The following is a 13,580-nucleotide window of genomic DNA, read 5'->3' on the forward strand; positions in this document are numbered from 1 at the left end:
ATGGACTCCTCTCAGGTACGGAAGCTGATGGAGGAGCAACTCAAGCTCTCCCGACGCCTCCAGGCACGCATCAGGGAGCTGGAGGCGGAGAAACACGCCCCCCTCGCCGTCGTCGGCATGGGCCTGCGCCTGCCCGGCGGCATCGACACCCCCGACGGCTACTGGGACTTCCTGTGCGAGGACCGCACGGCCCTCACCGGCATCCCCGAGGACCGGCCGGGACTGCGCGCCGTGCACGACCCGGTGCCCGGCCGGCCCGGCCGCTCCTACGTCGACCGCGCCGGATTCCTCGACGACATCGCCGACTTCGACGCCGACTTCTTCGGCATCTCCCACCGCGAGGCGAAACTCCTCGACCCGCAGCAGCGGATGCTCCTGGAGACCGCCTGGGAGGCCCTGGAGCGGGCCGGACTCGCCGTGCGCCGCGCGGACCGGCTCGACGTCGGCGTCTACCTCGGGATGATGGCGTCCGAGTACAACGAACGCCTCGAGGACCGCGACGACATGTCGCGCATCGGCCCCTACTACACCACCGGCGGCGGACTGTGCTTCGGCGCCGGCCGGATCAGCTTCGTCATGGGCTTCCGCGGGCCCGTGGTGAGCGTCGACACCGCCTGCTCGTCCTCCCTGACCGCCTTCCACCTCGCCGTGCGCGCCCTGCGCGCGGGGGAGTGCCGCTACGCGCTCGTCTGCGGCTCCAACCTGGTCCTCTCGGCGAGTCTGATGGTGTCGCTGTGCCAGACCCGCGCCCTGTCGCCCGACGGCCGCTCCAAGTCCTTCCTGGCCGACGCCGACGGCTACGGCCGCGGTGAGGCCGTCGGCACCCTCGCCCTGATGCGGCTCGCCGACGCCGAACGCGAGGGCCGGCCGGTCCTCGCCGTCGTCCGCGGCAGCGCCGTCAACCACGACGGCGCCGCCTCCGGGCTCACCGCCCCCAACGGCCCCGCCCAGCAGGAGGTCATCCGGGCCGCGCTCGACGACGCCGGCGTCCACCCCGCCGACCTCGGCTGGATCGAGGCCCACGGCACCGGCACGGTCCTCGGCGACCCCATCGAGGTCGGCGCCCTGGACGCGGTCGTCGGCCCCGCCGTACGCGAACGCGGCATCCCGCTCCAGCTCGGCAGCGTCAAGTCCCGCGTCGGCCACTCCGAGGCCGCCTCCGGGGTGACCGCGCTGATGAAGACCGTCCTGATGCTGCACCACGGCGAGATACCGCCCGCCGCCTCACCCGACGACGGCGCCCTCAACCCGCACATCCCCTGGCGGGACCTGCGCTTCGAGGTCCCGCGCACCCGGCAGCCCTGGCCCGCCGGCCTCGACCGCCGGGTCGCCGGGGTCAACTCCTTCGGCATGAGCGGCACCAACGTCCACGCGGTCCTGGAGGCGTACGAGGCGCAGTCCGGCGACGACGCCCCGGCCCCGGCCCGCCGGCCCGAACTGCTCACCCTCTCCGCCCGGTCGGCCCAGGCGCTCACCGACCTCACCGAGGCCGTCGTCGCCCGGCTGCGCCGCGCCGAGCCGGCCGAACTGACCTCGCTGTGCCACACCTTGCGCGCCGGACGCGCCCCGCTGCCCCACCGCATCGCCGTCACCGGCACCAGCACGGCCGAGCTCGCCGACGCGCTCGCCGCCCGTATCGCCGGACCGGCCCCCGGCGCCCCGCCGCGCGCCGCACGGCTCGTCGTGGGCGAGGACACCGACCTCTCGCCGCTGTACGCCGCCCTCACCGAGGCGTTCCCGTACGCCTTCCCCGAGCCGCCCGCAGACCCCGCCGCGGGGCTCGCCGCGCTGATCGGCGGCCTCGGGCCGCGCTGCACCGTGCAGCGGGAGGCCGGGACCGGTCCGGCCCGGCTCGTCTTCGAGGCGGACGGGCGCCGCCGTGAGCGCGTCCTCGCGGGGGACACCCCGGACGCGGCGGCGACCGGGCTGCTCGACGCGCTCGCCGAGCTGTTCGAGGCCGGGGCGGAGCTGCGGCTCGACGCGCTGCGCGGCCCCGGCGCCCGGTTCCTGCCCGACCTGCCCACCTATCCCTTCCAGCGGCGCCGGTTCTGGGTGGACGAGCCGGCCGGGGCGCTCGCCGCGGTGGGTGAGGCGGCGCCCGACACCCCCGCGCCGCGCTCCCTCGCCCACGACGACCTCGTCGACTACCTCGCCGAGACGCTCCGCTTCGTCCTGGACGCACCGGACGCACCCGACCGGGAGCTGTCCTTCCTGGAGGCCGGCGGGGACTCCTTCACCTCCACCATGTTCATCAGGACCGTGGAGGAACGCTTCGAGGTCGGCCTCACCGCCGCCGACCTGCCGCTGGACCTGCCGCTCACCGTGCTGTTCGCGCGGCTCGCCGAGGACATCGCGGCCCGGGCGGACGGACGCGTACCGCAGGAGGCGACCCGTTGACCCCGGAGGCGAAACCTTGATCTCCCTGATGCCCTTCGTACGGCCCCGGCCCGTGGCCGACCCCGCGCTGCGGCTGATCGTCATGCCGCACGCGGGCGGCTCGGGCAGCACCTACTTCCCGCTCGTCAAGGGCCTGCCCCCGGACTGGGACCTGCTCCTGCTCGACCTGCCGGGCCGCGGCAAACGGCACACCGAGCCCGCCCTGGAGGACATGGCGTCCGTGGTGGCCCTCGCCGTCGACGACGTGCTGCCCTGGGCCGGGCCGCCGCTCGCGCTGTTCGGGCACAGCTTCGGCGGTGCCGTCGCCACCGAGGTCGCCCATGTCCTGCGCGACAAGGAGGCCCGGCTCGACTGGCTCGGCGTGTCCGGGCGGGTCGCGCCCGGCCTCGACTTCGACCCGGCGCTGCTCGACCCGGACCGGCCCGACCGTGAGCTGATGGCCGCCCTCGCCGCGATGGGCGGGCTGCCCGACCGGCTCGACGAACTCCCCGAGTTCCGGGACCGGTTCCTCGCCCTGATCCGCACCGACCTGCACGCCCTCGCCACCTACGACCCGATGCCCGGCCGGCCGCCGCTGACCGTGCCGCTGACCGTCTTCTCCGGCGACGCCGACCCGCTCGCACCCCCCTCCGCGCTGACCGGCTGGGCCCGCGAGACGACGGGCCCCTGCCGCCGGCGCACCTTCCCCGGCGGCCACTTCCACTTCTTCGGCCCGTCCTTCCCCGACTTCACCCGAGCCGTGGTCGAGGAGATCCGCACCGCACTCGCCCACCCACGCGCCCACACCGGACCATGACCGCCACACCGCCAGACCACCCGATCACCGCACCGCCCTGTCCGGACACCCGCCCGCTCGGCTGCCCGGCCCTCACGGTCGCCCGCGAGGCCGGCACCCGGTCACGCTGTTGGGCCGTCGTGCGTCTCGCCGCCGCCGATCCGGTCGCGCCGGCCCGGCCGTCGTAGGTGCCCAGGCGCCCAGGTGCCCGCCTCGCCGCTCGTCCGCAGTACGCCCCGACCGACGGGAGACCCGCCATGACCCCGACCCCCGCCCCGACATCACCGTCCGCCGATCCGCAGGTGGACATCCGGGTCCTGATGTCGGGGTTCCCGACCGGCGTCACCATCGTCACCGCGACCGCGCCCGACGCCACCCCGTGGGGGATGACGTGCAGCTCGCTGGTGAGCGTGTCGGCCCGGCCGCCGGTGCTGCTGGTGTGCCTGCGCAGCGGCAGCCCCACGCTGGAGGCCGTCGCCGGCAGCGGCCGGTTCGCCGTCAACCTGCTGCGGGCGCAGGCCAGGCCCGCGGCGATGCTGTTCGCCTCCGGCGCGGCCGACCGCTTCGACCGGGTCGCCTGGCGGGCCGGCGACGGGGCGGCAGGACCGCACCTGCTGGACGCGGCGCACTCCGTCGCCGACTGCACCGTCGTCGACGAGAAGGTCGTCGGCGATCACTCCGTCGTCATGGGCCGGGTCGACGCCGTCACCCGGCTCCACGCCCAGGAGCCGCTGCTGTACGGCATGCGCCGCTTCGAGTCCTGGCCGGAGGACGGGGACGACGGCTACCTGTTCTACGACTTCATCTCCTGAGCGGCGCGTCCCGCACGGCGAGGGCCGTACCCGGCCACCGGGTACGGCCCTCGCCGTGTGCGCCGCGCGCCCTAAGCCGCCTCGGCCGCGGTCATGTCGAACCCCGGCAGCGCGAACAGGATCGGCGGCCGCGACCAGTCCCGCGGCCGCAGCACCAGCTCCACCTCGAAGGTGGCGAAGGGGTCGATGTGCACCGGCCCCAGCGTGGCGGTCAGCAGCACCACGCCCAGCTCCTCCAGCGGGTTCTCCTGCACGGCCTGCACGGCCGCGTGCAGGAAGCGGGTGCCGCACGGCACGCCCGTCAGCGTGAACGGCCCCGGCCGCTCCACGGTCGTCCAACTGGCGGGCTGCCCCTGCAGGATGGGGCTGTCGAAGGCGCCGACGTAGATCGAGGACAACGGGGTCGCGGTCGACCGGACCACGCCCCGCAGCCGGCAGCGCATGTCGTCGGACGGCCCGCTCACCTCGACCGGCGCCACGGGCTCGCGGCCCTCCCGGCTCAGCTTGCGGTACTGGGTCGGCGGAATGCCGACGGATTCCGTGAAGCGGCGCGTGAAACTGCCCGTGCTGCTGTATCCGACCTGGGACGAGACGTCCGCGACATTCAGCTCGGAAACCGTCAGAAGGCGTTTCGCCTCGGCGAGCCTCACCGCGCTCAGAAAACGCCCCGGTGTGACTCCGGTGATACGGGTGAACAACCGCAGCAGATGGAATTTGCTCACCATCACGCTGCGCGCGATGTCGTCCAGGCTGAGCGGTTCCGCATAGCGTTCCCGGATGACTTGTACGGCTCGTTCCACGACATGTTCCATGTGCGTCCCCTGTGAACAGCCGAATATTCGAATTCTGTCCTGAAAGGATCGTACGAGGGGGCGCTCCAATGGACCTCGGTGTGCGGTCGAGCAAGCCCGAACAGCCTGGTCGCGACGGCTTTTTCAGGAGGCCAGCGCGGGCGCGTACGGGGTGTCGGGCGTGCCGAGGTCGTAGGTGTCCCGGTACCAGCCGACGGTCTGCGCGAGTCCTTCGGCGAAGGGCACGCGTGGCTCGAAACCGAGTTCCTCGCGGATCTTCGTGGCGTCCAGGGAGTACCGCAGATCGTGCGCCTGCCGGTCCCGCACCCGGCGCACCAGAGCCGGGTCGGCCTCGCACAGCTCCAGCAGCATCTCCGTCAGCCGCCGGTTGGTCAGGGACGTACCGCCGCCGATGTGGTAGATCCCGCCCGGCTCGCCCCGCAGCAGGACCAGGTTCAGGGCGCGGCAGTGGTCCGAGACGTGCAGCCACTCGCGGACGTTGCCGCCGTCGCCGTACAGCGGCACGGGCAGGCCGCGCAGCAGCCGCGTGGTGAACAGCGGGATGAGCTTCTCCACGTGCTGGCGCGGCCCGTAGTTGTTGCAGCAGCGGGTCACCGACACGTCCAGGCCGTGCGTGCGCCAGTACGACAGGGCGACCAGATCGCCGGCCGCCTTGGACGCGGCGTAGGGCGAACTGGGCTCCAGCGGCAGGTCCTCGGTCCAGGAGCCGTGCTCGATGGAGCCGTAGACCTCGTCGGTGGACACGTGCACCACCCGCTCGACCCCGGCCCGCAGACAGGCCTCCATCAGCACCTGGGTACCGGCCACGTTGGTCTGCACGAACTCGGCGGGCGCCACCAGCGACCGGTCCACGTGCGACTCGGCGGCCAGATGCACCACTGCGTCATGGCCGGCGACCACCTCCCGCACGAGCGAGGCGTCGCAGATGTCGCCCTGTACGAATGTGAGCCGCGGATGACGGGACGGCAGGTTCTCGCGCCGGCCCGCGTAGGTCAGTTTGTCGACGACCGTCACGTCGGCCTCCTCGAAGCCGGGACACTCGCCGTCCAGCAGGGTGCGCACATAGTGCGAGCCGATGAATCCGGCGCCTCCCGTCACCAGCACCTTCATGCCGCGTCGCTCCTCTTCGTCGATGTCGTACGAGGTCGGGGTCCCAGGGGGGTCAGCCCGCGGCCAGCCGCACCGTGGCGTGCGCGCCGAGCACCAGCCGGTGGCGGCCCGGCGCGCCGGTCACCTGGGAGGCCCGCCCGATGACGGACCCGTGCACGCCGTGCACCGCGCGCACGGCGGCGCGGTCCATCAGCAGCGAGTGCTCCAGCCGGGAGGCATCGACCGTGCAGTGCGCGCCGATCGACGTGTACGGCCCGACATGGCTGTCCCGGATCGTCGTGCCCGGGCCGATCACGGCCGGGCCGACGATCCGCGAGCGCTGCACCACGGCGCCCTCGCCGACCACGACCGGACCGAGCAGCTCGCTCGCGGCGTCGACCCGGCCGGCCACCGACGGCCGTACGGCCTCCAGCAGTTCGCGGTTGCAGTCCAGGATGTCCTCGATCGTGCCGGTGTCGCGCCAGTAGCCGTGGTAGACGTGCGCGCGCACCTCGTGCCCCCGGCCCGCCAGCCACTGCAGCGCGTCGGTGATCTCCAGCTCGCCGCGCGCGCTCGGGGCGATCGACGCCACCGCGGTGTGCACCAGCGGCGTGAACAGGTACACGCCCAGCACGGCCAGGTCGCTGGCCGGCTCGGCGGGCTTCTCCACCAGCCGCAGCACCCGGCCGTCCTCGTCGAGCTCGACCACGCCGAACGCCCGCGGGTCGGCCACCTTGCGCACCGCGACCTGCGCGGCCGGCGCGTGTGCGCGGAAGTCGGCGACGACGGCGCCCACGCCGTCCGGCAGCACGTTGTCGCCCAGGTACATGAGGAAGTCGTCGTCGCCGAGGAAGGGCCGGGCGACCGCCACCGCGTGGGCGAGGCCCCGGGGCGCGTCCTGCGGGATGTAGGTGATCTCCACCCCGTGCGCGCGGCCGTCGCCGAGCGCGGCGGCGATCTGGTCCGCGTGCCGGCCGACGACGACGCCGATCTGCCGAACGCCCGTCTCGCGTATGGTCTCCACCGCGTGCACGAGCACCGGTCTGCCCGCGATGGGAATGAGCTGTTTCGGCATCGAATAAGTCAGCGGACGCAGTCGGCTGCCGTTTCCGCCGGCCAGTATGAGCGCTTTCATGACACCTCCCACGGGCCACCCGACATCCTCACGGCGGCCCGGCCGGGCGGTCACCGCCGAAATTGCGGTAGCCCCTGACCGCTTGTCCCGCTTGAGCAATGCAGACGGTGCTCCCGCTCGGGGCGTCGGGCCACGATGACGCATCGTCCCTCGACGGTGAGAGTGGCCATGACTGACATCAAGGAATTCCTCGGCTGGCTCGGCGCGCTCGAAGAGCGTATTTACACCCGTACCGAACGGGTCCCCCTCGGCGCTCTCGACGACTGGTCGACCGACGCGGACACGGGGGAGATCCGGCACCGCACGGGCCGGTTCTTCAGTGTCCGCGGTGTCTCCGTGGCCTGCCCGCAGAACGCGGTGCCGCACTGGCAGCAGCCGATCATCCTGCAGCCGGAGACGGGGATCCTCGGCATCCTGGTGCGGCGCACCCCGGCCGGGCCCCGGCTGCTGCTCCAGGCGAAGGCCGAACCCGGCAACATCAACCTGCTGCAGATCTCCCCCACCGTCCAGGCCACCCGCAGCAACTTCACCGGCGTCCACCAGGGCCGGTCCGTGCCGTATCTGCGCTACTTCGCCGAGCCCGGCCCGCACCACCGCGTCCTGGTCGACGTGCGCCAGTCCGAGCAGGGCTCCTGGTTCCTCGGCAAACGCAACCGCAACATGGTCGTGGAGACCGACGACGACGTCCCCCTCGGCGAGGGCTTCCGCTGGTTCACGCCCGCCGAGGTGGCCGAACTGCTGCGCCACAACGACCTCGTCAACATGAACACCCGCTCCGTACTGGCCTGTCTGCCGGCCTGGTGGCCGGGCCCGACCGCGCCGGAGGGCGGGCGTTCGCTGCACACCCTCGACGAGCTGCTGCACTGGATCAGCGACACCCGCAGCCGCACCGAGACCCGCACCAGCAGCGCCCCACTGGCCGGCCTCGCCGGCTGGCGGCGCGGCGACGACGCCATCAGCCACGAGTCGGGCGGCTTCTTCGACGTCATCGGCGTGCGGGTGGCGGCCGGCGGGCGGGAGATCGGCGGCTGGAGCCAGCCGATGATCGCCGCTCGCGGCACCGGCCTGGTCGCCCTCTTCCTCACCCACGTCGACGGCGAACCGCACGTGCTGCTCCAACTGCGCACCGAGCCCGGCCTGGTGGACGTGGCGGAACTCGCGCCGACCGTGCAGTGCACCCCGGAGAACGTCGACCGGCTGCCGGCCCGCGCCCGCCCGCCGTTCCTCGACGAGGTGCTCTCGGCCGGCCCCGAGTCCGTGCTGTACGACGTCACGCTCTCCGACGAGGGCGGGCGCTTCCACCACACGCGCAGCCGCCATCTCGTCGTCGCCACCGAGCCGTTCGAGGAGCCGCCCGGCCACCGCTGGGTGACGCTGCGCCAGCTCGCGGCGCTGCTGCGCCACAGCCACTACGTCAACATGCAGACCCGCAGCCTGCTCGCCTGTCTGCGGGCCGTCACCCAGGGGGACGCACCGACATGAGGATCACCGTCCTGGGCGCCTCCGGCTTCGTCGGCTCCGCCGTCGTCGCCGAACTCGCGCGCCGGCCCGTGCGGTTGCGCGCCGTCTCGCGCCGCCCCGCCCCGCTGCCCGACGGGGCCACCGCCCGGATCCAGACCCGCATCACCGACCTCACCGAACCAGGCGCCGTCGCCCGGGTCGTGGCGGGCGCCGACGCGGTCGTGCACACCGTCCTGAACGACGGCGGCTGGCGGGCCGCCGCCGACGACCCGCGCGCCGCCGAGGTCAACATCGGCGTGATGCGCGACCTGATCGCCGCCCTCGCCGACCGCCCGGCCGGCACCCCGCCGCCCGTCGTGGTGTACGCGGGGGCCGCCTCGCAGATCGGCGTGCCGCCCGAGCACCCCATCGACGGCTCCGAGCCCGACCACCCCGAGACCGACTACGACCGGCAGAAGCTGGAGGCCGAACGGCTGCTGGCCAAGGCGAGCGCCGACGGCACCGTGCGCGGCGTGCTGCTGCGCCTGCCCACCGTGTTCGGGTACGCCCCCGGCGGCGCCGACCGAGGCGTGGTGTCCTTCATGGCCCGCCGCGCCCTCGCCGGCGAGGAGATCCGGATGTGGCACGACGGCAGCGTCCGCCGCGACCTCGTCCACGTCGACGACATCGCCCGCGCCGTCGCCGCGGGCCTCGACCACGCCGACCGGCTCACCGGCCGCACCTGGCCGCTGGGCGCCGGCCGCGGCGACCGGCTCGGCGACGTGTTCACCGCGCTCGCCCGGTACGCGGCCGAGCACACCGGCGGCGCCCCGGTGCCGGTCGTGCAGACCCCGGCACCCGAGCACGCCCCGGTCACCGACTTCCGCGACGTGACCGTCGACGCCTCCGCGTTCACCGCCGTCACCGGGTGGCGGCCGCGCACCGGCCTCGCGGAGGGCCTGCGCCACACCGTCGCCGCACTGTGGAAGGAGACGCGCGATGAGTCCTGAGACCGTGACCGCGCAGGACGGCTACGGCCCCGACTTCGCCGGCATCTACGACCTGATCTACACCTTGCGCGGCAAGGACTACGCCGCCGAGGCCGCCTTCGTCGCCGACAGCATCCTCGAGCGCCGGCCAGGTGCCGCCTCGCTGCTCGACGTCGCCTGCGGCACCGGAGCGCATCTCGCCCATCTGGCGGACCGGTTCGCGCACGCCGAGGGCCTCGAACTGTCCCCGGCGATGCTCGCCCGTGCCCGTGAGCGGCTGCCCGGCCTCACCCTCCACCAGGGCGACATGCGCACCTTCGCGCTCGGCCGCCGCTACTCCGCCCTCACCTGCCTGTTCACGGCCGTGGCCCACCAGAACTCCACCGCCGAACTGCGGGCCACCGCAGGCCGGTTCGCCGCCCACCTGGAGCCCGGCGGGGTCGCCGTCATCGACCCGTGGTGGTTCCCGGAGACCTTCCTCGACGGGTACGTCACCGCCGACGTGCTCACCCCGGACCACCGCACCATCACCCGCCTGTCGTACTCCGTGCGCGAGGGCGACAGCTCCCGCATGGACGTGCACTACGTCGTCGCCGACCCGGTGAGCGGCGCCCGGCACTTCACCGAGTCCTACCGCCACCGGCTGTTCCCCCGCGCCGCGTACGAACGCGCGCTCACCGACAGCGGATTCGCGGTCGAGTACCTCGACGGCGCCCTCTCCGGGCGCGGCCTGTTCATCGCAACCCTGGAAGGAAGGCAGCCGTCATGACCACACGGGTGTGGGACTACCTGCGCGAGTACGACGAGGAGCGCAAGGACGTCCTCGACGCCGTCGACACCGTCTTCGGCTCCGGCCGGCTGGTCCTCGGCGACAGCATGCACGGCTTCGAGGACGAGTTCGCCGCCTACCACGGCGTACGGCACTGCGTCGGCGTCGACAACGGCACCAACGCCATCAAGCTCGGGCTGCAGGCCCTCGGCGTCGGACCCGGCGACGAGGTCGTCACCGTCTCCAACACGGCCGCCCCCACGGTGGTGGCCATCGACGCCGTCGGCGCCACCCCGGTCTTCGTGGACGTCGATCCCGACACCTACCTCATGGACACCGCCCAGGTCGCCGGCGTCCTCACCGACCGCACGCGCTGTCTGCTGCCGGTCCACCTGTACGGCCAGTGCGTCGACCTGGACCCGCTGCTCGCACTCGCCCGCGAGCACGGCCTGGTCGTGCTGGAGGACTGTGCGCAGGCCCACGGGGCCCGACGGCACGGCCGTATCGCCGGAAGCCGGGGCGACGCGGCGGCGTTCTCCTTCTACCCGACCAAGGTCCTCGGCGCGTACGGCGACGGCGGCGCCACCCTCACCGACGACGACGAGACCGCCGCCCGGCTGCGCAGACTGCGCTACTACGGCATGGCCGAGCGCTACTACGTCGTCGAGACCCCCGGTCACAACGCCCGCCTCGACGAGGTCCAGGCCGAGATCCTGCGCCGCAAACTCACCCGGCTCGACACGTACATCGAGGCCCGCCGCGCCATCGCCCGCCGCTACGAGGAGGCGCTCGGCGACACCGGCCTCGTGCTGCCGCGCACCGCCGAGGGCAACGACCACGTGTACTACGTGTACGTCGTACGCCACCCCCGGCGCGACGACATCCTCGCCGCGCTCAAGGCCCGCGGCATCGAGCTGAACATCAGCTACCCCTGGCCGGTGCACACCATGACCGGCTTCGCCCACCTCGGCTACCGGCCCGGCGCGCTGCCGGTCACCGAGGAGCTGGCCGGGCAGATCTTCTCCCTGCCGATGTACCCCTCACTGCCCCGCGCCACCCAGGACGAGGTGATCGACGCCCTGCGCGAGGTGCTCGCCCGTCTCTGAACAGCCCTTTCACCATCGGGAGTTGACATGCAAGCGCGCAAACTGGCCGTCGACGGCGCCCTGGAGTTCACCCCGCGGGTGTTCCCCGACGAACGGGGCCTGTTCGTCTCCCCGTACCAGGAGGAGGCCTTCGCCGAGGCGCACGGCGCACCCCTCTTCCCGGTCCGCCAGACCAACCACAGCCGCTCCCGCAGGGGAGTCGTCCGCGGAGTGCACTACACCCGCACCCCGCCCGGCACCGCCAAGTACGTGTACTGCGCCCGGGGCAGCGCGCTCGACATCGTCGTCGACATCCGCGTCGGCTCACCGACCTACGGCCAGTGGGACGCGGTCCTGATGGACCAGCGCGACTTCCGCGCCCTGTACTTCCCGCTCGGCGTCGGCCACGCCTTCGTCGCGCTGGAGGACGACACCGTGATGGCGTACATGCTCTCCAGCACCTACGTCGCCGAGAACGAGCTGGCCCTGTCCGTGTTCGACCCCGCGCTCGGCCTGCCGCTGCCCGAGGACACCGACCCCGTCGTGTCGGACCGCGACCGGGCCGCCCCCACCCTCGCCGAGGCGGCCGCCGCGGGGCTGCTGCCCCACTACGACGACTGCCTCGCCCGCGAGCGCGCCCTCACGCAGGGCGTCCCCGCTCACCCCGTTCCCTGAGAGGTCACCCAAGCCGATGGAGACAGACGCACTCCGCACCCCGCCGGGGCCGGGCGCCCCCGGCCAGTCCGTGCACGGCCCCGCCCGCGGGTCCACCACCCGGGGCGAACGCGCGCTCGCCCCGGACATCGCCCGCGGCTTCATGCTGCTGCTGATCGTCCTCGCGCACGCGCCGCTGTACGTGATGACGGCCCACCCGGGTGTCCTCACCCACCCCGAGGGCGGCGACGCCCTGGACCGGGCGATCACCTTCCTGGGCCTGGCCGGCGTGGACAACCGCGCCTACCCGATGTTCGCCGCGCTCTTCGGCTACGGCATGGCCACCCTGGTCTCCCGCCAACTGGCCGCCGGCAGCACCCCGCGCGCCGCCCGCCGCCTGCTCACCCGGCGCGGCGTGTGGCTGGTGCTGTTCGGCCTGGTCCACTACATCCTGATCTTCCCCGCCGACATCCTCGGCCCGTACGGCGTCGCCGCCCTGGTGCTCGGCTGGCTCTTCGTGCGCGGCGACCGGGCGCTGCGGCGGGGCGCGTGGATCGCCACCGCCGTCGGCTTCGCCCTCGCCTCCGTCTTCGCCGTCGCCCTGGCCACCGCCGAGGACTCCCACGCCGACAACCCGCGCGGCACCATCTGGGCGCACGACTACGCCGACGCGCTCGGCACCCGCGCCGGGGAGGCGCTCTTCCCCGACATCCACGTCCTGCTGGGCTGGCCCGTGCCCGCCGCGATCCTGCTCGGCGCCATCGCCGCCCGCCGCCACTGGCTGGACCGGCCGGCCGACCACCGCACCCTGCTGCGCCGCGTCGCCGCCGTCGGGCTGCCGGTGTCCCTCGCCGGCGGGGTGCCGCTGGCCCTCATCGGCTCCGGCGCCTGGCACACCTCCGACGTCACCGAGGGCCTCGCCACCGCCCTGCACATCGTCACCGGCTTCGCGGGCGGCCTCGGCTACGCCGCCGTGTTCGGCCTGATCGCCGCCCGCCGCGCGGAACGCGGCCTGGGCGCGGGACCGGCAGGGCGGGCCCTGGCCGCCGTCGGCAAGCGGTCCCTGACGACGTACCTGCTGCAGTCCGCCCTGCTGGCGCTGCTGCTGTCACCGATGGCCCTCGGCCTCGGCGAACACATCCACGCCACCGGCGCCGCGCTGACCGCCGTCGCCGTATGGGCCGCCGCCGGGCTCTTCGCCAACCTGCTCGAACACCACGGCAGGCGCGGACCCGTCGACGCCCTGCTGCGCCGGCTCGTCTACGGACGGACCGCCGCGGTGAGTACCCCCCACCCCGCCACCACCTCGCAGAGGAGAACCCCATGACCGCACAGACCGACCACCGGCACACCGGACGGCACGACGGCGCCCGCCGCGGCGGCCGCGGCCTCAAGATCGGCCTCGGCCTGCTGCTGGTCCTGGGCGTGGCCGTGCACCTGTGGGTGAGCGCCCAGTTCGGCATGGTCGTCGTGGCCGTCGTCGTCGCCGCGCTGCTGCTGCACATCCCGGTCGCGATGATGATCCGCCGCCGGGCCCGCGCCCGCCGCGGCCGCGTGGGCTGACCGCCCCCTCGCCGGGACCGCGTCCCGCCCCCATGCCCTCGCACGAGGAGAACGAGGAGG

At 73.7% G+C, this 13,580-nt stretch carries 13 protein-coding genes; 10 read left to right on the plus strand and 3 right to left on the minus strand.

Annotated features, from left to right (window positions below; all coding sequences use genetic code 11):
* The 3 genes from ACIGXJ_RS30035 to ACIGXJ_RS30045 all read left to right on the plus strand — a co-directional run bounded on the left by ACIGXJ_RS30035 (position 1) and on the right by ACIGXJ_RS30045 (position 3,984).
* Positions 1 to 2,397 carry a beta-ketoacyl synthase N-terminal-like domain-containing protein gene (locus tag ACIGXJ_RS30035; protein ID WP_399651856.1) on the plus strand — a complete coding sequence of 799 codons (2,397 nt, stop codon included), beginning with the start codon at positions 1 to 3 and terminating at the stop codon, positions 2,395 to 2,397.
* Between the two features lie 16 nt (positions 2,398 to 2,413).
* Positions 2,414 to 3,193 (plus strand): thioesterase II family protein, encoded by a 780-nt coding sequence (locus ACIGXJ_RS30040; RefSeq protein ID WP_399651858.1) that lies wholly within the window; start codon positions 2,414 to 2,416, stop codon positions 3,191 to 3,193.
* Between the two features lie 236 nt (positions 3,194 to 3,429).
* Positions 3,430 to 3,984 carry a flavin reductase family protein gene (locus ACIGXJ_RS30045; protein ID WP_399651861.1) on the plus strand — a complete coding sequence of 185 codons (555 nt, stop codon included), beginning with the start codon at positions 3,430 to 3,432 and terminating at the stop codon, positions 3,982 to 3,984.
* Positions 3,985 to 4,055: 71 nt separating this feature from the next.
* Here the strand turns inward: ACIGXJ_RS30045 and ACIGXJ_RS30050 are convergent, their stop codons facing one another.
* The 3 genes from ACIGXJ_RS30050 to ACIGXJ_RS30060 all read right to left on the minus strand — a co-directional run bounded on the left by ACIGXJ_RS30050 (position 4,056) and on the right by ACIGXJ_RS30060 (position 7,020).
* Positions 4,056 to 4,796 (minus strand): helix-turn-helix domain-containing protein, encoded by a 741-nt coding sequence (locus ACIGXJ_RS30050; protein ID WP_399651864.1) that lies wholly within the window; start codon positions 4,794 to 4,796, stop codon positions 4,056 to 4,058.
* Positions 4,797 to 4,919: 123 nt separating this feature from the next.
* Entirely contained in the window at positions 4,920 to 5,906 is a 987-nt protein-coding gene (gene rfbB, locus ACIGXJ_RS30055) for a dTDP-glucose 4,6-dehydratase (protein WP_399651867.1), read from the minus strand.
* A gap of 52 nt (positions 5,907 to 5,958) precedes the next feature.
* Positions 5,959 to 7,020: a glucose-1-phosphate thymidylyltransferase gene (locus ACIGXJ_RS30060; RefSeq protein WP_399651869.1), complete on the minus strand. Its 1,062-nt coding sequence runs from the start codon at positions 7,018 to 7,020 to the stop codon at positions 5,959 to 5,961.
* A 168-nt stretch (positions 7,021 to 7,188) separates the two neighbouring features.
* Between ACIGXJ_RS30060 and ACIGXJ_RS30065 the strand changes: the two genes are divergently transcribed.
* From ACIGXJ_RS30065 to ACIGXJ_RS30095, 7 genes are read left to right on the plus strand one after another with little or no spacing between them, the layout of a single operon-like run.
* Positions 7,189 to 8,502 (plus strand): NDP-hexose 2,3-dehydratase family protein, encoded by a 1,314-nt coding sequence (locus ACIGXJ_RS30065; protein ID WP_399651871.1) that lies wholly within the window; start codon positions 7,189 to 7,191, stop codon positions 8,500 to 8,502.
* The gene (locus tag ACIGXJ_RS30070; RefSeq protein ID WP_399651874.1) at positions 8,499 to 9,470 is read left to right on the plus strand and encodes an NAD-dependent epimerase/dehydratase family protein; all 972 of its coding nucleotides are present in this window, start codon (positions 8,499 to 8,501) and stop codon (positions 9,468 to 9,470) included. The genes ACIGXJ_RS30065 and ACIGXJ_RS30070 overlap by 4 nt, the downstream gene beginning before the upstream one ends.
* On the plus strand, positions 9,460 to 10,218 hold the full coding sequence (locus ACIGXJ_RS30075) for a class I SAM-dependent methyltransferase (protein WP_399651877.1): 759 nt from the start codon (positions 9,460 to 9,462) through the stop codon (positions 10,216 to 10,218). Before ACIGXJ_RS30070 ends, ACIGXJ_RS30075 begins: the two co-directional genes overlap by 11 nt.
* Positions 10,215 to 11,324, plus strand: coding sequence for a DegT/DnrJ/EryC1/StrS family aminotransferase (locus ACIGXJ_RS30080; protein WP_399651879.1), 1,110 nt, complete (start codon positions 10,215 to 10,217; stop codon positions 11,322 to 11,324). Before ACIGXJ_RS30075 ends, ACIGXJ_RS30080 begins: the two co-directional genes overlap by 4 nt.
* A 27-nt stretch (positions 11,325 to 11,351) precedes the next feature.
* Positions 11,352 to 11,978 carry a dTDP-4-dehydrorhamnose 3,5-epimerase family protein gene (locus ACIGXJ_RS30085; RefSeq protein WP_399651882.1) on the plus strand — a complete coding sequence of 209 codons (627 nt, stop codon included), beginning with the start codon at positions 11,352 to 11,354 and terminating at the stop codon, positions 11,976 to 11,978.
* Positions 11,979 to 11,994: 16 nt separating this feature from the next.
* Positions 11,995 to 13,284: a DUF418 domain-containing protein gene (locus ACIGXJ_RS30090; RefSeq protein WP_399651885.1), complete on the plus strand. Its 1,290-nt coding sequence runs from the start codon at positions 11,995 to 11,997 to the stop codon at positions 13,282 to 13,284.
* Positions 13,281 to 13,520: a hypothetical protein gene (locus tag ACIGXJ_RS30095; RefSeq protein ID WP_399651887.1), complete on the plus strand. Its 240-nt coding sequence runs from the start codon at positions 13,281 to 13,283 to the stop codon at positions 13,518 to 13,520. The genes ACIGXJ_RS30090 and ACIGXJ_RS30095 overlap by 4 nt, the downstream gene beginning before the upstream one ends.
* The last annotated feature ends 60 nt before the right edge of the window (positions 13,521 to 13,580 follow it).

The organism is Streptomyces sp. NPDC053367, from assembly GCF_044545925.1.
GTDB lineage: Bacteria > Actinomycetota > Actinomycetes > Streptomycetales > Streptomycetaceae > Streptomyces.